At 46.0% G+C, this 20,940-nt stretch carries 17 protein-coding genes; 10 read left to right on the forward strand and 7 right to left on the reverse strand.

Translation table 11 applies throughout. The features are described 5' to 3' along the window. Nucleotides 1–175: 175 nt before the first annotated feature. Nucleotides 176–2,086, reverse strand: a complete 1,911-nt coding sequence (locus QUB04_RS10830; protein ID WP_333284046.1) for an ATP-binding protein — start codon at nucleotides 2,084–2,086, stop codon at nucleotides 176–178. 395 nt (nucleotides 2,087–2,481) lie between these two features. Here QUB04_RS10830 and QUB04_RS10835 point away from each other — a divergent pair, with 395 nt between their 5' ends. Beyond that, nucleotides 2,482–2,679, forward strand: a complete 198-nt coding sequence (locus QUB04_RS10835) for a hypothetical protein (protein ID WP_333057913.1) — start codon at nucleotides 2,482–2,484, stop codon at nucleotides 2,677–2,679. 542 nt (nucleotides 2,680–3,221) lie between these two features. Next, a complete protein-coding gene (locus tag QUB04_RS10840; RefSeq protein WP_333284048.1) occupies nucleotides 3,222–4,067 on the forward strand; it encodes a cyanophycinase in 846 nt (281 codons plus the stop codon). Nucleotides 4,068–4,228: 161 nt separating this feature from the next. Here the strand turns inward: QUB04_RS10840 and QUB04_RS10845 are convergent, their stop codons facing one another. After that, the gene (locus tag QUB04_RS10845) at nucleotides 4,229–4,477 is read right to left on the reverse strand and encodes a hypothetical protein (RefSeq protein WP_333145102.1); all 249 of its coding nucleotides are present in this window, start codon (nucleotides 4,475–4,477) and stop codon (nucleotides 4,229–4,231) included. 1,224 nt (nucleotides 4,478–5,701) lie between these two features. Between QUB04_RS10845 and QUB04_RS10850 the strand changes: the two genes are divergently transcribed. The 3 genes from QUB04_RS10850 (at nucleotide 5,702) to QUB04_RS10860 (ending at nucleotide 7,207) form a co-directional block, all read left to right on the forward strand. Next, nucleotides 5,702–6,031, forward strand: a complete 330-nt coding sequence (locus QUB04_RS10850; RefSeq protein ID WP_333284050.1) for an alpha amylase C-terminal domain-containing protein — start codon at nucleotides 5,702–5,704, stop codon at nucleotides 6,029–6,031. A 278-nt stretch (nucleotides 6,032–6,309) separates the two neighbouring features. Continuing rightward, nucleotides 6,310–6,687, forward strand: coding sequence for a BON domain-containing protein (locus QUB04_RS10855; RefSeq protein ID WP_333284051.1), 378 nt, complete (start codon nucleotides 6,310–6,312; stop codon nucleotides 6,685–6,687). A 103-nt stretch (nucleotides 6,688–6,790) separates the two neighbouring features. Continuing rightward, nucleotides 6,791–7,207, forward strand: a complete 417-nt coding sequence (locus QUB04_RS10860) for a DUF2294 domain-containing protein (RefSeq protein ID WP_333284053.1) — start codon at nucleotides 6,791–6,793, stop codon at nucleotides 7,205–7,207. On the opposite strand, the gene QUB04_RS10865 is transcribed toward QUB04_RS10860, so the two are convergent. Beyond that, the gene (locus tag QUB04_RS10865; RefSeq protein WP_333284055.1) at nucleotides 7,176–7,634 is read right to left on the reverse strand and encodes a response regulator; all 459 of its coding nucleotides are present in this window, start codon (nucleotides 7,632–7,634) and stop codon (nucleotides 7,176–7,178) included. The genes QUB04_RS10860 and QUB04_RS10865 overlap by 32 nt on opposite strands. A gap of 547 nt (nucleotides 7,635–8,181) precedes the next feature. Here QUB04_RS10865 and QUB04_RS10870 point away from each other — a divergent pair. The 3 genes from QUB04_RS10870 (at nucleotide 8,182) to QUB04_RS10880 (ending at nucleotide 12,208) form a co-directional block, all read left to right on the forward strand. After that, nucleotides 8,182–8,985, forward strand: coding sequence for a DUF2267 domain-containing protein (locus QUB04_RS10870; protein ID WP_333284057.1), 804 nt, complete (start codon nucleotides 8,182–8,184; stop codon nucleotides 8,983–8,985). Between the two features lie 201 nt (nucleotides 8,986–9,186). Further along, entirely contained in the window at nucleotides 9,187–9,486 is a 300-nt protein-coding gene (locus QUB04_RS10875; protein ID WP_333284059.1) for a hypothetical protein, read from the forward strand. Between the two features lie 70 nt (nucleotides 9,487–9,556). After that, the gene (locus QUB04_RS10880) at nucleotides 9,557–12,208 is read left to right on the forward strand and encodes an EAL domain-containing protein (RefSeq protein ID WP_333284061.1); all 2,652 of its coding nucleotides are present in this window, start codon (nucleotides 9,557–9,559) and stop codon (nucleotides 12,206–12,208) included. Nucleotides 12,209–12,554: 346 nt separating this feature from the next. Here QUB04_RS10880 and QUB04_RS10885 read toward each other — a convergent pair whose 3' ends face one another. Together QUB04_RS10885 and QUB04_RS10890 are read right to left on the reverse strand one after the other, a co-directional pair. Next, nucleotides 12,555–14,207: an alpha-amylase family glycosyl hydrolase gene (locus QUB04_RS10885; protein WP_333284063.1), complete on the reverse strand. Its 1,653-nt coding sequence runs from the start codon at nucleotides 14,205–14,207 to the stop codon at nucleotides 12,555–12,557. A 485-nt stretch (nucleotides 14,208–14,692) separates the two neighbouring features. Beyond that, nucleotides 14,693–15,412: a response regulator transcription factor gene (locus QUB04_RS10890; RefSeq protein WP_333284065.1), complete on the reverse strand. Its 720-nt coding sequence runs from the start codon at nucleotides 15,410–15,412 to the stop codon at nucleotides 14,693–14,695. A 397-nt stretch (nucleotides 15,413–15,809) separates the two neighbouring features. Here QUB04_RS10890 and QUB04_RS10895 point away from each other — a divergent pair, with 397 nt between their 5' ends. Beyond that, a complete protein-coding gene (locus tag QUB04_RS10895; RefSeq protein WP_333284067.1) occupies nucleotides 15,810–17,678 on the forward strand; it encodes a PAS domain-containing sensor histidine kinase in 1,869 nt (622 codons plus the stop codon). A gap of 547 nt (nucleotides 17,679–18,225) precedes the next feature. On the opposite strand, the gene QUB04_RS10900 is transcribed toward QUB04_RS10895, so the two are convergent. Next, a complete protein-coding gene (locus QUB04_RS10900) occupies nucleotides 18,226–18,753 on the reverse strand; it encodes an orange carotenoid protein N-terminal domain-containing protein (protein ID WP_333284069.1) in 528 nt (175 codons plus the stop codon). 327 nt (nucleotides 18,754–19,080) lie between these two features. Here QUB04_RS10900 and QUB04_RS10905 point away from each other — a divergent pair, with 327 nt between their 5' ends. Next, on the forward strand, nucleotides 19,081–19,446 hold the full coding sequence (locus QUB04_RS10905; protein WP_333284071.1) for a hypothetical protein: 366 nt from the start codon (nucleotides 19,081–19,083) through the stop codon (nucleotides 19,444–19,446). A 226-nt stretch (nucleotides 19,447–19,672) separates the two neighbouring features. Here QUB04_RS10905 and QUB04_RS10910 read toward each other — a convergent pair whose 3' ends face one another. Further along, the gene (locus tag QUB04_RS10910) at nucleotides 19,673–20,833 is read right to left on the reverse strand and encodes a glycerate kinase (RefSeq protein WP_333284200.1); all 1,161 of its coding nucleotides are present in this window, start codon (nucleotides 20,831–20,833) and stop codon (nucleotides 19,673–19,675) included. Nucleotides 20,834–20,940 lie beyond the last annotated feature (107 nt).

Raw genomic sequence — 20,940 nt, forward strand, 5'->3', positions numbered from 1 at the left:
TGCATCCACGACTGAGGAATTAAAACCAATTGTAACTAAGTGTAACGAACTCTGTTCCAATCTCGGCGTTCCCAACTTCCTGCCCCGGAAGAACCGGGGAACAAGAAAAAGCCTTGATCTGGTGGGGCGGGTACTCAATACCCGCCCTACAAAGCCAACTTTAAGGTGGAACCGCTTACAAAACAGTCCCTATTTCCTTCAAATAAACCCGTGTAAACGGTTCATCATCCCCCAGAGTATACTGTTCGATCAATCCCTGGCGGCGAAGAGAAATACTATTTCCTTCCCTCACCACCACAGTATCGTCATCAGTGCTTTCTCTGACCAACATCATCTCAGTTTCTCCGGGATTGTCCAGCACCACCATATTGCTGCCCCGATAAAACATTCCCTCAGCTTCCAAAATCTCTTCTGGATATTCAGCAATTAACAAATCGAGCTTGGGATTCCGCAGCAAACTTTGCAAGTTGAGATGGTAATTCTTATTCAAAACTTTTTCAGAACGGTTAACAAAAAGTCCACCGCGACAAACAGCACCGATTGTCCAATCGGGATGCTGCAACAGAATATGGTCGATGGTTTCTTGTAGGTCATGTACCGAAATTCTGTTGAAAGTAATAATCGGAATTCTGGCTGATTTTCCCGATTCAAAGAAAGTTTCGATAATATGGGAAGGCACATCAACTCCTTCGCCGACAGCGGGGTTGAGGTGCATAAAAATTCCCGGCGCGGCATTGATCTCGATAATCCCAAAATTGCCGGTTTTCCAAGATTTGGCGAGAGTTTCTGTTATGACATCAATCCCCAAACAAGTTAACCGAAAATGTAGGGCGATATCTTGAGCCAAAACAATGTTATCCGGGTGAATAGTGCGGGTAGCGTCGATGCTGATGCCGCCTGCGGAAAGATTAGCGACTTTGCGTAGATACACAGTGCGATCGCGAGTTGGCACACTATCCAATGACAGCCCTTGTTCTTCCAGATACATTTCCATCGCTTCGTCGGACTGAATTTTGCTCATCGCCGAAGTTGGCGTATCCAAACGTTCTGGTTTGCGGTTTTCACGGCGGATCAATTCGCGAATTGTTGAGTCGCCATCACCTGTTACCGAAGCGGGCCGGCGTTCAGTTGCAGAAACAAATTTGCCGTCAACGCACAGCAGCCTAAAATCCGATCCTTTGATGCTGTTTTCCACAATTACTCGCACCGGATCTGTTTCGGGAATGGCCTTAACTGCTCTTTTAAAAGCCGCCTGCAATTCCTCGGCATCCTGGACATCTGCTGTTACCCCAATCCCTTTATGACCGACTACTGGTTTGATAGCAACTGGGTAGCCAATTTCTCTAGCAACTGCCACAGCTCCGTTTTCTGTGGAGACGATATCGCCTTTGGGAACAGGAAATCCTAATGTAGCGAGAAAAGCTTTACAATCGTCTTTGCGCGTGGTAAAATCTGAGTCTAAGTGGCTGTCACAATCAAAGGTAGTTGCAGAGCCGCGAACCAGTTTTTTGCCGTACCCATATTGCATGAGTCCTTCATCCCACAAATAAAATGCGGGAATGCCTTTTTGGGATGCCGATCGCATTAACGAATAAACTGTCGGGCCTCCGTAAACTGACTGCCGGAACATATTTTGCAGCGCGCCCATTTGTGATTCCAAGGGAAAGTCTTGATTTTGATTGATGGCTTCAAACCAATCCCAAACTGCGTACACTACGGCTCTGGCGGTGCGGGCGTGAAGTGCTTCTATGCTGATTCTGTAAAACTGAGAAAACGGCTTGATGTTCCAGTTTTGGAAGTGCAAACCCATGTCGAGTTTTGCTACTTCTGAGGCGGTACGGCCGAACAGTTGGGCATGGTTTGAGAAAGTTTCGTGCAGCAGTTGCGGGTAGCGCTCGCTAATAATTTCCTGGTAATGTGCGATCGGCAAAGGTTCGCTCGCCCCCGTCACCGCGAAATCAAAAACTAAAGCCGCGGTGTCTAAATAAGGGTTGGGCCCGATATAGTGTTTGAAGTTGAAAACATCAAAAATATCGGTTTTTCGAGCATTGACGCGGGCTGTTTCAGTGGTTTTTTCTTGCAGCATTTTCTAACCTCCTTTGACCTAATTTTTTACGGTAACTTTATAGTCGGTGCATGGGATACTACCTGCGGGCATAGATATTCCAGCAGTGAGACAAATACTCCGACCCATTCTGCCTTGAGTATTGCCCGAAAGGGGGAGTGGGAGAGTAGGGGAGATGGGGAGAGGGGGAGAGGGTGAGAGTGGGAAAATATTCCTTCTTCCTTCAACATCAGACTAAGTATTGATGACTAAGCATTGATAACTAAGCATTGATGACTAAGCATTGATGACTAAGCACTTATGACTAATGACTACTTCTTTCCCCCCTCCCAAAAAAAAGCTATAACTTTTGAGAGGTACACTCTGTACTTATAATTGTTTATGACAGTGAAAGAAAATTTAAGAGGCAGCAAATTATGAAGATCGCACAAACTGCTCTCAGGGAAAAAGTTCACCACTTAGCTGAGGAAGCATTTCACCGGAAGCTAATTTCTGGCTACGGCGATGGTCAAAACAGCAACGAATATCAGATTGTCTGGAACGGCAAACCCAGACACCTACCTTTAGAACGCGCGAGTACCATATTGAGCAATTTGATCGATCGCTCGCACTAACGGGCGATCGGGCTAATTGAGGACTTACGCTCATCAACCGGATTTCTACGAGCAATCAGAGGAGGATTAGCGAAGAATCGGATCAGAAACCGGATTGATCACCGCGCGCGCGTGGGCCCCATAGTTTAAGCTCATTTCTTGACCCCCCCTATCTCCTGTTAGGGGGGGTAAGTTTGTTTTGTCGATCGTCAAGGATGAGTTAAATAGATAGTCCTAGAGGCAGAAACCGGTATTTTTTACCAGTCCCGGACGCAACAGCTCTCTCAAAAACCGGGGTTTCTCAGTTAAGGTTTTCCGTTCACACGCAGAATTTTCGTTCCTATTTCCGGTTTCTTTAGTCTAGTGCCTCCAGGACTGTTTACAAAACCATCGTTACAGCCTGGAGCAAGAGTAAAAAACAAGCAGAACGCTTGAGCTGTATGCGTCCGGGAGGGGTAGAAGTCGGAGAGGTTTTTGGTATCTAGATATACCTTTTGGCGGTTTTCGGGAAAAAGAAGTTTGTGTTTTAGTGAAATTATTAATAAATTAACAGTGGAGATAATATGGCGAGCAACGAAATTCAGGGGAAGTTGCTAATTATTGGTGGCGCAGAAGACAAGGAGGGGGACTGCAAAATTCTGCGGGAATTCTTGCGCTGCGCCGGAGGCACTAAAGCCCGCATTGTGATCATGACGGCTGCGACAAGCCTGCCGGGAGAAGTAGGAGATAATTACATCCGAGTGTTTGAGCGACTTGGCGCTGAAGATGTGCGAGTTGTTGACACCCAGAAACCCGAAGAGGCCGGCAATCCAGAGTATTTAGAAGCGATCGAACAAGCCACTGGCATATTCTTTACCGGCGGAGATCAAGCGCGGATTATTAGCTGCTTGAAAGACACAAAACTCGACGCAGCTATGCACAAACGCTTCTCTGAAGGAATTATCATTGGGGGCACCAGTGCCGGCGCGGCAATGATGCCAGACATGATGATTATTGAAGGAGACTCGGAGACAAATCCCCGCGTTGATGTGGTAGCAATGGGCCCCGGAATGGGTTTCCTTCCAGGAGTTGTCATCGACCAGCATTTCGCCCAGCGAGGTCGTCTGGGACGCTTAGTTTCGGCACTCTTGCTGCAACCGGCCGTGTTGGGATTTGGTATTGACGAAAATACAGCTATTTTAGTCCACGGTGACGAGTTGGAAGTCATTGGCGAAAGCGCTGTAACTGTCATCGACGAGTCGGAAAAACTCCACGACAATGTAGATGGACTGTTGAAGGATGAGGCTTTAGCGATTTGCGGCGCCAAGTTGCACATCCTCCCCCACGGATACCGGTTTAACTTGAGAACTCGCCAGCCGGTGCTCCATAACCTAGCAACTACAGCAGAGACAGAAAGGGCGATCGCCTAATTTACTTGCAACTGGCAAACATCTGAAAATTAGGTAAGGTGAGCACTGCACACCTTACCCATTCTACCAAGTAGGATGGTTAAAAACCCAGTTGCTCTCTCCAAAAGTAATAAAAAGAAGAGGATTTTACCTCTTCTTTTATTGCTGCGGTTTCGGGTTGTTTAAGCACTTTTCTGTTCGCCAAAAATCGACTGCTGCCCTTCTGCGGTCGATATTAAATTCCACCCTTGAGTTCTCAGCTTCTGATATGTTGCCCATCCCTTAGAACCGCCCGGTTCCCGGTAGTCGGATACAGCGAACTGCGGAAAAGCTGTATAAGGCCGCCACCCTTGACGGGCATCGGTGCGTAAGTGCAATATCTTTTCTCCATTGCGTCCCAATCTGGGCAACCAACACATTTGTTTTAGCATTTTTAACACTCCAGAGTTTTACAGTAACGGTAATTCGCCAACATCCCACATTAAACTTTTAGAGCCTTAAGCCACTGCTCAGAATATCTAACGGGTAATAGGGACGAATGAGATTTTCACCAATTACCAATTACTGAGGTAGCAGCAGTCGTTAAAGCTGATTAAAGGTTCTACAAAGTTTACCAGTCAAAAACTATAAAACAAGTGATACCAAGACATAAGCAAAAATAATCATTGCTATTCTCGGCTCAAACTTGGCTTAAAGTCGCAGGAAAACCCAGTTGAATAAAGGATTCATTTTTCTGGTTTCCCTTGCCTGATAATTACACGCTCATCCTCGCTGTTTCCGCATTAAATGACATCTTTCTACGGTATTATTCCTGTAGGGTAAAAAATGTTTCTTTAGTTACAAATATTAAATATTGACCACGATTTATTTAGTTATCAAAAGTTAAATTACTTTTCATACAATACTTCGGACAGTTTTTGATACCCACCGTCGAATAAGGGTTTCAAGGCTCCAAGGCAAGTTCGCTACCAACGGAAAATCTAGGGTTTCAGACTACTAACTAAAAACAGTCCCGACTATTTTTCATAAACAGCGCTTAATAATTTTTAGTTACTTTAACTACATTTTTGATTAAAATCAGGTTTCCGGGTGCGGGAGCATCTCAATGAAAGCAGCCAAGCTAGAAATTGGAGTTAGGAGTCAGGAGCCAGGAGCCAGGAGAAAAGAGGAAGAAGGAAGAAGGAAGGAGCCAGAAGAACTGTTTTTACAAATATGAGATGCTTCCCCGCGTGCTGGTGCGTAGTGTGCACTACTAAATCCTCCGGCTGCCCACTGTACACCTTACAACATAAGAGTTACAGGGTTAACTCTTAACAACGATGCCGACAGATTTGCAAAATTGTAAAAATTAATACTAATCACACTTATAAGTTCTGCAAACAAGCTATTCATGGCCGCTGCAATTGAATTCAAACTCTTTGCTTCCAACAACAAAGCAGCTACACTGCTCGGCTTCTTTTCCTTTCCTTATGGAAAAAATATCCCTTAGAAAAAAATGACAGAGGTTATTTCCGCACTAAAATTCAGGGCGTTGCTTAATCAGGGTATGAAAAAAAATAAGTTGAAAATCCCGAAGCTTTGTAGATACTGGTTTCTATGACTTGCATATTTAGCCTTTCATACCATAAATCAGCAACGCCCTGCAATGGTCTTTGTTGAAAAATCCGCCAAATCATGAGTTATTGGAATACTACAAACACATGATTCGGCTGCGACAACATTTGCCGGCACTTTATACCGACAATATTGAATTTATCCACGAAAATCCCGAAGCCAAAGTGCTGGCTTATTACCGCTGGAGCGATGAGGGAACGCGAGCAGTAGTTGTCGCTAATTTTTCGGATACTTATCTATCTGGTAACAGCATTCCTAAGTTTCCGGCTGGGGGAACTTGGCACGAGTGGATGTACAACAAAATAGTAGAAGTTGGGGAAGAAGGGTTTAAGTTTGATTTGCCGGAATGGTCAGCGCAAGTATTTGTTTGAGAGCGGGAGAATTATGTCTCCAGGCAGATGATCGGCGTAGTTGTACAACAGTAAATTGTATTTAGGATGGGCGCACCAAACTCAACAAACCTGGTTTTTCTACCGGGGCGGATGGCTGTAACGATACTTTTTTGTAAAAAAAACTCGGTTTCTGCATCCAAGAGTGCGATCGTAATTCCTGGTATTGAGAATAACAATTACAGGGCGATTTGCCAACCGTGAATTAACACGTCAATTAACACGTCAATTAACACAAACTTTGTCGGAGGACAAACTCTATGGGCTGGCTAAAAAGATTGTTTGGTTTAGAAAAAAAAGACAATCAAGAAACAGTTGACGCTCCTGCTTACCAAGCACCTGTAGCTCAATCTCAAGCTCAAGCTCAACCTGCTGCGAGCGCTCAGACAATCCCGCCGGAACGCATGGGCTTGAACGGAGAATACGATCAAAGCGGTTTAGCTAAACGGGTGGCTCAGGCTTTCGATGCAAATCCAGATGTTGCGGATATTGAGACTGTTTATGTGGCTCAACTTGGCACTACGGTAGTTCTCAAAGGTACAGTTCCCAGTCAGGAAATTGTCAACAAGTTGGTGACAATTGCTAAAGGTGTTAAGGGTGCAACTGGGGTGGAAACTAATGAAGTTACTGTCGGCTAACGCGACGGTTATTTCTAACAGTTAGCAGTTAGCAGTTAACAGCTAACAGTTAACTGTTAACTGCTAACAGTCTTTTTTATCTATTATGGTTTAAAGAAAAAATATGACAGGGGAAACCTTAGAACCTACTCGGGGTAAATTAGAACGGACTCTTTCGCAGGGAATTCAAGCTTTGTACCGCTCTCAACTCGGACACCCAACGAGTCAGGCGCTCTGCAATCTTTTGGATAACAAATTGATAATTGTTGTCGAAAATGGGCTTACTCAACCGGAAAAACTGCTGGCTCAGAACGGTCAGCAAGATTTGGCGTTGCAGGTGCGAACACAATTAGAATCTCTTCTGGAATTGCCACTGAAAGAATTAATCCAAAAGGTTTTGGGCGTGGGAGTCATTGATTTGCTCCGCGATGCGACCTTGGAGACAGGCCGCACTGGGACGATCGCAATTTTGGACTCTGCACCTCAAGTTCGTGATTCTAATTATAAATCTAAAACTCCACCAAAGCCAGTGGAGAGTTGATGTGCTGGCGGATAACTGTTTCTAAATCTTTGATGTTAAAAGGTTTGGAAAGGTATTCCACGCAGCCAGCTTGGAGAATTCGAGCGCGGTCTTCTGGTTTTGCTAGTGCTGTGACAGCAACAATCGGAATATGTCTGATCTGGGGGTTTTGTTGGGCGCGCTTTACTACTTCCATACCGTCTATATCGGGCAGGCAAATGTCGAGTACGATTAGGTCGGGCTGTCGATCGACTGCTGCTGAAAGAGCTGCGTACCCGTCAACTGCTCCCACGCACTCGCAGCCGAATAAATCGAGTATTTGTGTCAGCAGCTCTAAGTTGTCCGGGTTGTCGTCTACAGCCAAAACTAAAGGACGCTGGTCAACCGGGGGTTGACCGCTAGTAAAAGACGAGGATTCCAATTTATTGTTCCAATTAGGGTAATTCATAAATGCCGATCGCAACCATCAAAAAATTTGTCTCCGAGGCATTCTTCAAGTGGCGCTGCGGCACTTGAAACAGATTGGCTCGTATTTGTTGTAGCTCTCCCATGACCAATTTTTGGTCTAAGCCGATACAATATCGCTACAAGCTGCAGGCAAAACGACCGCAGTTGATTGACCCCATAGCATCTGCTTAATTCTACATCTCCCAGCGCCAATTACCAGGTGAGCCCCTCTTGGTGCGTCAGCCTTGGTAAAAATACGCACTAATTACGAAAACTCTTACCAATAAAGCATCCTCGCTTAATAGCATTGAATAGTGGCGACAGCTTTTTAGGATATTAACCACATTAGAGATGGGTTTCCATACAAGGATCTACCTAAAGGAAGATTCTAACCGCTACTTGATTTTAATAACTTCCACCTGCTGAGAGATACTTGATTACTCTACTTTATACTTCAATGTTTTTAAGCAGTAATCATCACAATTTAAGCCAGTAAAAAAATTCAGTTTTTACTTAAGCTTTACCGGATATTAACCTAGGAGGTTTTAATGACAATTCCAATCAGAGACGACCTGACTTACATTTTGCTCAAAAAGATTGGCAGCGGAAACGCCAGGGGAGAGTCGGAAATTAGGAACGCAGCGGAAGAATATGTCGGTCACCCGGTGGCGGAAGCGGAATTGCTAGGTCATTTGGACTACCTCAACCAAAGGGAATTTATCAAAGCTCAGTTTAGTGGCGAGCCTTATGGAGGAGCTGAGTTATTGCCGCCTTTAGTGGCATTTCAAGAAGCTGAGTTAACAGAAAAAGGCCAGAAACTGTTACACAAAATGGAGACTAATCCTCCGATGTCGCTCCACCAGGAAGGATCGGCAGTTCCTATCGCTTCAAAGGATATGCCGTTTTTGGAAAAAGTGATGGTAAACGGTCACTTGGAGGATATTTTTGATGCCCGCGACATTACCGAAATAGTCTACCGGGTCATGCGCGATGTGATGACAAAAGAAGCCATCGAGCACGTGGAATCTGAATTGCACAAAGAAGTTTTGCCTACGGATGACAAAACCCTGCAACAAGAAATAGCAGACCTCTGGAAAGATACCAATCCGCTGGTGGGATTGCTCAGCCGCATACGTCAGCCTTTGACCGGCCCGCCTGCACCTGCGGGGATCGATGGCAATTTGTTTGCACGGAGGGTGGAACTAGAAGGCGCACTTCCTTCAGGAGTAAAACCGGAAACTGCGATCGCCGCTGTATTTTCCGCAACGAAGGATGAGCTGTCCGAGGAGCGAATTCAGGAAATAGCTGGCTTTTTACCGGACAGAATTCGGGAAATTTGGGCGTCGGCTTAACGAGACCTTTTAAGGTATAAATACTTGCCAGCCGGCTTGACCAACCAGTATTCTCCCTCCAGAGGGCAGAATACGGGTTGGTCAAGCCGGTTTCTCTATAGCTTTTGTCTTGTAGCTGTGCAATTGCTTTGTATTGAGGACTCAAGTCCGATCGAACTCGATCGGACTTGAGTCCTCACTAATGGTCAGAACGATCTTTCCTTGCCTTGTCATATCGTTTCCGGTTGCATCGGAATCATAAAATCGAGTCAACAGTCAACAGTCAACAGTCAACAATCAACAATCAACAGTCAACAGTCAACAGTCAACAGTCAACAGTCAACAGTCAACAATCAACAGTCAACAGTCAACCATCATTCCGGCGTTACCGGAATTGATATAAGTGCTGTGAAAAACCCGGTTTCTCACCGAAATTTGTCTAAAAACCAGAAATATCCCCAGAAACCGAGTTTCTCGCTCCAGGGTTGGGTCAAGCCCCTAGACGCCGCGAAAGTGTTGTAATGTATAATACAGGACAAGTTAAGACTGTGGCTCGCAAAAATGCTGTCAGCAGCCCGGGAGATCAAAAGCGATGACCCGCACCAAAGTTACACAAATGTCACGATCGACTTTAGAACAAGAGATTTTACTCAATCGAATTACCAATCGCATCCGCAACTCTTTAGAACTCCAAGAGATTTTGACGACAACGGCGCGAGAAATCCGCAGCTTTTTAGAAAGCGATCGAGTAAAAGTTTATCGCTTTGAGGCCGACGGTAGCGGTGAGGTGATTGCTGAGTCGATCGACGGCGACAAGTTGCCATCTATGCTGGGTTTGCGCTTTCCAGCAGGCGACATTCCCCAGAGTGCTCGGGAAATGTTTCTCAAAGCGCGGCAGCGAGTGATTGTAGATGTGGAATTGAAGCATCAAACAATTAATCGGTTAGATTGTCCCGAAACCGGCAAAACTTTAGCAGTTGAAGATATTAGCTATCGTCCTGTAGACCCCTGTCACGCTGAATATCTGAAGGCTATGGGGGCACGATCTTCTCTGACGGTGCCGATTTTGCATCAAAATCACCTTTGGGGACTGTTGGTGTCTCATCACAGCCAACCGAAACGGTTTAGCGATCGAGAATTGAAAATGGTGCAGTTGCTTGTGGATCAACTTTCAATTGCGATCGCCCAATCTTTTCTACTCAGTCAAGCTAGACAGCAAGCACGCGACGAAGCCGTTATCAACCAAATTACCAGTTTGCTGCATTCTCCTCTGGAACTCAACGAAATTCGGAAAGCAGTTCTCGAACAAACTGTCAAGCATTTGCGTGGTTCGGGAGGGCGACTCTACCTTGCAGCCGAGTTTGGCGATCGGCCGGCTTTGCTTTATACCTGTGGCCAGCAGCCTGCAGACATCGACCTTGAACTCAGCCCGTTTTGGCAGCAGATTATGTGGAGGGCAAGCCAAGACGATCGAGGACAAACTGCTAATCATACAAGCCAATTAGGTATTTTTGAAAATCTATATTCGCAGCATTACAGCTCAATTGACAGCAATGTTTCCAGTTTTATCGTACCGCACTTGTACGCAATTTCCGATATTTATAAAGAACCTCAACTTAAATCTGTATCTGCCAATTTAGTCGCAGCTTCCATTAGATCATTTTTGGCCGTACCGCTGCAATACCGCCAACAGTGCATCGGCTGTCTCACCGTTTTTCGCAGCCCTATACAAACCGAAATTTTGTGGGCGGGCCGTTGCAGTTCGGACGCCCGGAACGATCGTCCCAGACAGTCCTTTGCAGCTTGGAAAGAAATCAAAACAGCCGAAGCTCAAAAGTGGACTAGCGAGGAACAGAAGCTAGCACAATCTTTAGGAACTCACCTGTACATGGCTGCAATGCAGAGGCGTGTAGAGGCGATGATCCGGCATCAAGCTTCTCACGACCCCTTAACTGGTTTACCTAATAGATTACTGTTTAATGAAAGGCTGTCTTTAGCTTTAGCTAGCGCTCACCAAAATGGAGAAATGCTGGCGGTAATCTTTCTAGATTTAGATAGATTTAAAAATGTTAACGATACTCTCGGTCATCCTGTGGGCGATTTGTTGCTGCAAAGTGTGTCTCGGCGGTTGACTAACTGTTTGCGCGTGGGGGATTCGATGGCTCGTTGGGGCGGAGATGAATTTACTGTGCTGCTGTACAATATCAACACCCCGGAGGAAGCAACTAAGATTTGCCAGTTAATTATCCAGAGTTTAAGCAGTCCTTTTGATTTTGATGGTTTGGAACTTTATATTAAGGCGAGCTTGGGAATTGCTTTGGCTCCTTACGACGGAGAAGATGCAGAAACTCTGCTAAAAAATGCTGATGCTGCGATGTACAAAGCTAAACAGAAAGGTCGCAATAATTATCAGTTTTACACGCAGGCGATCGGCAGTAAAGTCTCCGAGGATCTTAACTTAGAAAATCATCTTTACAAAGCTCTCAACAAATCTGAGTTTGTCCTGTACTATCAACCGCAAATAAATTTAAATACTGGCAAAATAGTGGGCGTGGAAGCTCTGATTCGCTGGGAGCATCCCGAACGCGGTTTGATTCCTCCCGATCGATTTATTCCCTTAGCTGAGGAAACAGGATTAATCTGCCAAATTGACGAATGGGTGATGCGGACTGCTTGCTTGCAAAATCGAGCGTGGCAGTTACTGGGATTGCCGCCGATGCGGATAGCGGTGAATTTATCAGCCCGCCAGTTTCTGCAACCTCACACGGTACAAATCATCGCTGAAATTTTATCAGAAACCAAGTTAAATCCCGAATATTTAGAAATAGAAATTACCGAGAGCATTGCCATGACAGATGTGAGCTTTACAGTGTCGGTATTGCAGCAGTTGCAGGACATGGGAATTCACATTTCTCTGGACGATTTTGGCACGGGTTATTCTTCGCTGTGGTCTCTGAAAAACTTTCCCCTCAATAATTTAAAAATAGACAAATCCTTCGTGGCCGATTTGGTGACGGGCAGCAACGGTGCTACTATTGTGAAACTGGCGATCGCCTTGGGACAGGGCCTGAATTTACAGGTGATTGCTGAGGGAGTGGAAACAGCAGAACAGTTGGCGTTTTTGCGATCGCATAAGTGCGATATGGGTCAGGGTTACTTCTTTAGCAAACCAATACCGGCGGCGGCTATAACCCAATTGTGCCTAGAAAATCAATCGGGGAACAAACAAAAGCTTCTCTTTTGAGCGATATCTGTAGGAACAAAGGCTTTCGCCGTTTCCGGCGCGGAGAGTAGGACACGGCGCCATGCCCATAGGTGTCAACTTAGCGTTAAACCCGCACTCCGGCAGTCCGGCAGGGGTTGAAACCCCTGCCTCAAAGCCGAAGTCCTCTGAAGAGGACTGAAAAACTCATTAGTCCTCTTCAGAGGACTTCAGCTATTAGACAGGGACTTCAGTCCCTGGCGGACTGCCGGGTGGGAGGACTGGCGGACTGATAGATTAAGTTGACACGACGAAAGGCAGTGCCCTTTTCCTACATAATGATTATTTTGGGGTAGGGAAACGGCGAAAGTCTTTGTCCTCCGTTGCCTTACTGCCAAACAAACACTTTCGCTTCGTATTCCGGCAAGTCAATCATAATATTGTCATCGCCAGATTCAATATCATAATTCCCCGTCCATTCGTGCCAAGTTCCGTTTGCCGGGAAGTGGGGAACGCTGTAACCTGCCAGATAATTTTCCGACATATTCGCCACTACTACAACTCTCGAACCTTCATCGTTCCAGCGAGTGTAAGCAAAAACTTTCGAGTCGGGGTCTTCGTGGAAAAAGTCGATGTTTTCTGTGTAAAGTGCTTGGTTATTTTTACGCAGGTGAATCAAGCCTTTGTAGTATTCCCACAAACTTTTATTCAGGTCATTTCCTAGCAGCGTCCAGTCAATTTTAGCTTGCTCAATTGTTTTGGCTTTGTATTCGCCAAATTCTTCGCCCATCCAAATCAGGGGCACGCCAACTGCTGTCATTAACAGCACGGTTCCCAACTTCGCCCGCTTGAAGGCGGCTTCATCCAAAATCCCGCGATCGCCCAATTCGGCAAAAACGCGATCGTGATCGTGATTGCTCAAATAATTGACTACATTCGTAGCACCCAAGTAACCTTGCCGCTTGCAGTCGATTACCTCTTTGAGACGTTCTAAATCAAAATTGTCGCCGCAGAGTTGTGGAATTATGGAGTGATAGAAACTGTCGTGCCAGCAGCCGTCCATCGGCCCGTCTAGATTGGTGATGCTGGGATCGTCGGGAATGTATTCGGCAACGGTGTAAAACGGTTTGGGGCCGGCGGCATCTTTGGCTTCTTGAACTACCCAGTGCATGAAATCGTAGTTAGCAATTTGTCGCGCCGCGTCGAAACGAATGCCGTCGAGATGATATTCTTGAATCCAGAAGCGGACTGTATCGCCAGCAAATTGGCGCGCCGGGAAAGTTCCTAAGTTTTCGTCGTAGAATTCGTAGTTAAATTCCGGGCCCCAATTGTTGTCAGGATCGCGGGGTTCGTGGTGGTACCAATAATCGTGATCGATTTGAGTGAGGGGGCTCGATGCTTCCGAGTGGTTGTAAATCCCGTCCATGATGACGCGAATACCGCGCCCGTGACACTCGTCTATCAGATTTTTGAGTTCTTCTGTGGTTCCGTAGCTGGACTCGGCAGCGAAGAAGTAGCGGGGGTTGTAGCCCCAACTGTAATCGCCTGGGTATTCTTTGATGGGCATGAGTTCGATCGCGTTGATGCCGAGTTCGACTAGGTAATCGAGTTTTTCGACGACGTGCTTGTACTGGCCGCGGGCGAAGGGATCATCTTCGCCACCGGAAAAGTCGGCAATGTGCATTTCGTAAATCACTAATTCCCGATCGGCTGGCAGCGGTTTGTCGTCGTGTTTCCAAACATAGGTATCGATAATGCGATCGCCGTCTTTGATCCGAACAATGCCGTTTTGAGTGGGATTGTCGATGTCAGTCGCGTAGGGATCGACCACATCTACCCACTGATCTGGTTCCACAAACCAGCTTTTCGACTGAACGCGGAATTTGTATTGATAAACGCCATCCTCCAACTCAACTCGCGTGCGGAAATAACCTTCTTCGTCCTTTTCCATCGGAATATCTTCCCAATTAGAAAAAGAGCCAATCAAGGCAGCTCCTTTGTTGTAGGGAGCAAATAACTTGAATTCAATGGGAGCGGCCATAATACCTCTTTCTAAAATATTTCAGTAGCAGTAGATACTTTTAATTTCGCAAATTTAAGCGAACTCAGCATCACTCTACGGATATAATTTCTTTAAGGCTTAACTATTCCTAAAAGTATCGTCATCTGGCCTGTGCCTGCGCCTTTTATGAAGTGAAATCGCGCCATATCGGCAGTGCGATCGAAGTTTATTTAACTGGGGATCGCTCAACAATAAGTATTGGTACTACGATAGTTTTTTAGCATCTATCTTAAGGTAGATTCGTTTTTTTTAATATTTAAAAAAATATCTGTACTGGGATAGATGCGGGTTTAAACTTTATCACTTTTTTAACAACCAACAATTGCTCGGCTAGTGCACACTGCCTGCCCTAATTTTTTGGTAACAATTAGTCAGTCGGTGTACACTGCACACCATAAATCAGTGGCAGTAAGGTGCGCCCAGCGCACCCTACTTTTAACTTGATTTGGCCTGATGATAAGGCTTCATCCAACCAAGCCAGAACGCAGGGCGAGAACGGCTGCCTGAGTGCGGTCATCAGCGCACAACTTGTTCAAAATATTGCGGACGTGAGTCTTGACTGTACCGACAGTAATGTACAGCTTTTCGGCGATTGCAGCATTGCTGTAACCCTGCACGATCAGTTCCAAAACCTCTAATTCCCGCTCGGTTAAAGGGTAAGTCTCAATGATGTGACTAAACTCAGGTTCGGCCGCCTTAATTGTGACTCTTTTGCCCTCAGCCTTCGGTTCTTCCGGCGCAGGTTCCTGAGTGCGAGCTTGTTTCAGGACGATACGGGCGATCGCCGGATCGATCCAAGAGTTACCTTCGTGAGTTACTTTTACTACATCTAATAACTGATCGAAGCTAATATCTTTCATGCAGTAAGAATCAGCTCCGGCGGCAAAAGCTGCCAGAACTTCTTCTTCATTGTCCTGAAAAGTCAGGATCAAAATTTTTGTATCAGGATCGGACTCCGCTACCGATTTCTTGAACTTTTGTGTAAGTTCAATGCCATCAAAATCCGGCAAGCCAATGTCTACAATTGCCACGTCAGGTTTTGAAGACTGAAGCAGTTTCAATCCCTCTGTAGCGTTAGCTGCATCGCCGACAACTTCTATCGTCTCACGCTGTTGTAAAGCAGTGCGGATGCCGACTCTTGTCAGGTCATGGTCTTCTACCAAAGCAACGCGAATTTTACTCATCTTTCTTCCAATAGCCCGCTAAATTTTTAAAATATCGTCAACTGACTCAGCTAAACTGAGAAAATTTGAGAATGTGTCCTGATTTAGGGTTTTACAGGTCGCACATCATTTTTAAGCATACTCATGCAGCCGCCAAGAATGCAAGTTAATTTTTAAGTTATTTTGCGGCGATGCCTGCACGAGCCCGATCGGGACAGGTAAGCTCTCAATGTTTCAATAGTTTAACTGAATTATCTCATTGTCCGCCCGTTGATAGAGGTAAGGATACCACTACCCAGATAAATTTAAAGTATAAAAAATTTTGATGCACTTGGGCCCTCAAAATCAATAAAGCTAGCAGCACGAGTCTTTAATCGGTGTTAGGGCTCTAGTCCAACGCTTATTTATATAACCTGTTATGACTCAGTATCACGGCAATAAGTCTTTTCCCTCGGAGTTTTCCGACTCGGAAATCTTACACAAAGTATCTGAAATAACATCCCCCCAACCGCAAGTTGGCGACTGCCAAACTCAGGACGATCGCCTGTGCTCGGCAATTCCTCAGATAGTTTGGAAAACAAATGCTGACGGCCGGGCGACTTATTTCAGTCAGCGCTGGGAGGAGTACACCGGGGTACCAGCAGCAGCAGCTTTAGGTTTCGGCTATCTGGCGCGCGTCCACCCAGAAGACCGCCCTCGTCTGTTGGCGAGATCGCACACTTCTAAGTTCCCGCCGCCAAGCTACGAAATTCTATTTCGTCTGCAGACGCGAGAAGGCACATACCGCTGGAACGTGGCCAGAGGATGGCCCGCTAACCCCGACAGTCAGGAAGTTTTGGAGTGGGTGGGAACCTACATGGATATGGAACCGATCAAACAAACTCAAGCCGATCCCCAAGCAGAACAAGAGTTTTGGCGCCATCAACCGCGCTCGGAAGCTAACTTCAACGCTGAAAAATTGTGCGAAGCCCCGACGGTAATAGAAGCTGGGCGGGATTTACAGGTGATAGAGCAGTTTACCAATATATTGAGCCAGCGCGCGGGTAATTGGGGTGAATTGGTGCAAGCCATCGCGGACGCGACTGTGGAGGTGATCGCAGGAGCGGAATTTTGCCTAGTTGCTCTCCTGGAGTCCGATTGCACCGCCCTCAAACTCAGCGCTGTCGGGGGCACGGAAAACTTTGGTGACGGCAAAACCCCGCACGTGGAAAACAAGCTGCTGTGGAAAGCATTTGCGACGGGAGAGTCTGTACTGTGGCGGTCGGAGTCCCGCAAAGGCTTGCTGCCGGCGGCGGCTTGTGCAGCGGCGATCGAGTGGGGGCAAAGCGGGCGTTTGGGTGTGTTGGCCATCGGCAACGGGAAAGACAGCACGGCGATGGACAGGCATACTCAGGAACTGCTGGCGGTTATGGGACAACAAGCTGCGATCGCGATTAACAACGCGCTGGCGATCGAAAAATTAAAAAAGCAGGAACAGCTTTTAGACTTGCAAAACGAGCTGCTAATTCGTCAGCAGGAAGAACTGGAAAATCAGGGGCGACGCATTGAACAGCAAAAATTGCAACTGCTAGAAGCAGCCAAGTTAAAATCGCAATTTTTGGGCATCATGTCCCACGAATTGCGAACTCCCATGAATTCGATTATCGGGTTTTCCCAATTGCTGCTGCGCCAGCACAAACAACTGCTGACCGCCCAGCAAGAAGAAATGGTGGGGCGCATTTTACATAACGGTAAAAATCTGCTACTGCTGATTAACGATATCCTCGACCTCTCCAAAATCGAGAGTGGCCGCACAGAATTAAAAATTGAAAAATTTCATTTAGCGCATTTAGTAATGGATGTGGCCTTGGAATTCGGAAATCAAGCCACCGATAAGAATGTGGCCATGTCCGTCAGCGTGTGCTTGCAGGATCAGTTTATAGTTAATGACAAGTTGCGCCTGCGGCAAATTTTGGCCAATGTCGTTTCCAACGCGGTTAAATTCACCCATGAGGGCAGCATCTACATTGAGGTGCGGGAATTAAATTGCGATCGGCTAATTATCACCGTTCGGGATACAGGAATCGGCATCTGTGAAAAGGCTCTTCCCCACATTTTCGACAAGTTCCACCAAGGCGACCAAACCACAACTCGCCAATATCCAGGCACCGGTTTAGGACTAGCTATTTGTGCTTCTTTAGTCAAGATGATCGGCGGCACAATTACGGTCGAAAGTCAACCCCAAAAAGGTTCGATATTTCGGATGGAATTCCCGCGAAAAGTTTACCCGAAAAAACTCATTTGCTGACTGACAACCTTTTTTATACCTGTTATGAAAAATAGGGCTACATATAGATTATACGGGAGCATCTGTATTGAAACACCCACACCTAAGTCCGGCGCTGGGTGCTTCGACTTTTAATAATTGGTATAAGATTGATGATTAGAGTTCTTGCAAAAGTCAAATTCACCCCCGGCAAGTCCCCCCTTATTAAAGAGGGAAACAAGAATAATCCTGCTTCCTCTCCTCCCCTTGTATCAGGGGAGTGTTTCCGATAGGGCGTGGGGTGGGCGTCCCGCCCGCCCTTTCTGGACGGGCGGGACGCCCATCCCACAAACCATCAAAATTGTAAGTTATTTAATTCTCATTCCATAGAAAGACTTTCGTTCCTCTCTAATACACGAAAGAATAAATAGGACTAAGAGCAAAAAAAGGTTTTACCTACTAATTATAGCGGTAGGGTGCGCCGAGGCGCACCCTACATATAGAGGCTTTGGGTAATTCCTTTATTCTTGAGTCTCTCTCTGCTAGGAGGAGAGTTTGTGTAGGATAGGTTGCAACAGCAGACTCTTATCTAAAGACTAGAAGTTTTCCCTACTTCGGCCTGAGTAGCAATTGGTTTAACATCGGTGTAGCCCATATTATTAGCTACGTCGCGCAGCACCGAAATTTGCTGTTCAAACTCAAGACCTTCAAATTGACCCAACACGCCATTGACAGCCTCAGTTGCCTCATATCCTTCGGGGATATCGACAATTGTTTCCCCCATACCAATAGCCCAAGCATACCAAACCACCAACTGATTGTTAGCAGTTAAAGCTCCGTAAGCGTGAGAATACGGCGTGTCGTCGCGGTTAACAATACCTCGCATTATATTCAGTTGTTGGTCATGGGAAAGCTTGTAAAAATCATCAAGCAGCATGGGAGCTAATTGTGGGTCAGCAGCGGCGGGAGCGGCTGGTGTAACTGAATCTCCCATTTTTTCATAAACAAAGTAGAGCAGCGCCAGCTTTTCATCTGTACCCAACCCGTTGATTGCCTGAACTATGTTTTGAGTGTCGTTGGAGAGAGAGTGAGGATTGGTCGCGGCGGGTGAGTTCATAAATAAAATTCCTTAAAAATGTTTCCAGAATATATAAATATCAAGATTTGTAAGTACAAGTCACCATCCCCGAGAGGTAATACGATTTGAGATTTGATATTTGAGATTTGAGATTAAACAACGGGGAATGGCTGAGTATGTATGGGTTTTGAGCTTGCCTAAAGTTGCATTATTTTCGGAAAGTTGTGTAATGTTGAGCCGCCACCCTAGAATAAATCATCCTTAAGATAGAAGCCAACGATACATCTGCGGGTAGATGAAAAAGCCGGGGAGATAAGTAATAATTGATACAGTGAATTGTTAAATAAAACTAGCAAGGAGTCGGCTATGTCTGAAATCAATACAGAACCAAATAACATTGAGAACTTTGACGCTCAGCAGATCACTGAAAGCGCGGAAGCTGGAGAACAAAAGTTGCCGACCGTTGATGTATCAGCAGACTACGAAGCTTCAAAAGAATTCAGCGTTAGTGACATCGATCGCACGAGTGCCGGCGCTCAAGCTGCAGCCGCTGCAACTGCACCTAAATTTGATATTCCCGCTCCTACAGAGATCCCACTGCCTGCCGATTCAAGCGGCAATCCCGATGCTTTTCGTTCGATGGCTCAGGACATTACGCCTGCAGGTACACCGGGCGAAGTTACCGACGATTTGATGCAGAAAGCGATCGAACTTGGTACTCCCGGCAGCTAATTTAGCAATTCTCAATCCTGGATGCAAAACCTCTGTATTGTAGGGTGCTTATGGCGCGCCTTACCCCTCTAATTCGCGCGTCAAACCACTTTTTGCATAAGTCCTGCAAGTGAGTGCACGATAAGCCGCAATACAGTAGGGACACAACATTGTTGTGTCCTTAAAGGCTGCAATACGGTAGGGACACAACAAGGTTGTGTCCTTAAAGCGTTAATTTTAAGTCTTCCTAATCGCTTAAATTTAAGTCGATCGCCCGACAGATTTTGCCGACAGTGCGATCGCTCATAATTTCAATTACCAAATCCACTCGATCGCCCTCCACCATCGACTTAATAAATAACTCAGGATGCAGCGCTTTCCAGAAATATTCGACAAACCGATTAATTTCGGCTTCTGACATTCCCGACTTCCCCGCCGCCATCATTTCCCGTTCCGCCTGATTGCGCCACACTTGAGAAATGCGATAATCTTGGGGATACAAAACCATCAACCGATCTAATCGGTTCCACAGCGGCAGATAGTCGTGCAGCTTCGCATTCATATCGCGCGCAAACTGACAGTCGCTTTCTGTGGAAATCGGAAACGGTGCAGCCGCCAAAAACTCGTTTAATTGGGCATCAACCACCGGATTCACGCCGACAAACCAACCTTCAAAAAGTACAATATCCGCACCGGAAATAATTTCGGGTTGACTTCTATCTCCTGCACCTCCGTAGGCAGATTTGTCAAATCTGGGAATTTCTATATTTTTATTAATTATATCCGGTTTGAGGGCATCAGATTTGGGATTGTCAACTGCTGCTAATTCGCGAGTTTGAGAACCGCGCAACTTGTCTAAAACTGCGATTCCCAAGTCAATATCGTGAGTGCCGGGGGGGCCGCGCCAAATTAAACGCGGGTCTGCTTTTTGGAGTTGTTGGCGATCGGCATAAGTCTTATAAATATCGTCTAAAGAAAGGCTGACAGTAGAATATCCCAATTTTCCCAGAATCAGCCTCAAAACTTGGCATAAAGTAGTTTTTCCGGTTCCTTGCCCTCCTAAAATTCCTTGAATTAAAGGACGGTTTAAACTTTGTTTGGCAGTCGATAATTGCATGGCCAGCGGCAGCCAAAGATTCCACAAAGTTTCGAGAAAAGCAGTTGACTTTAGGGGTAAAGTATGCAGCTCGTCAATAATAGAAAAGAATAAATCGGTTTTGCAGCGGACAACATCGGCTACAGTGTCAGGAGTAATGCCAAAAGCGCGCGTTAGCGAAGCCCTCGAAGAGGATCGCAAATCATCCGCAAGTTCCCAAAAAGCCAGGTGATCGAAGTCGGGAGCGATCGGGCGATCGCCGGCTTGCCATCGATGTAAAATTTCAATAGGGGTTACAGTCGATCGATTCATCAGCTCAAAACTCTCGCTAGCGGGGGCTGGTTTTGTACAAATACTATCCGCAACTGACAAATATTTCATCTTAAACCCGCGCCGATTCAAAAAGTTTTTAACTCCCA

This window comes from Microcoleus sp. D2_18a_B4, assembly GCF_036702475.1.
Classification (GTDB): Bacteria; Cyanobacteriota; Cyanobacteriia; order Cyanobacteriales; family Microcoleaceae; genus Microcoleus.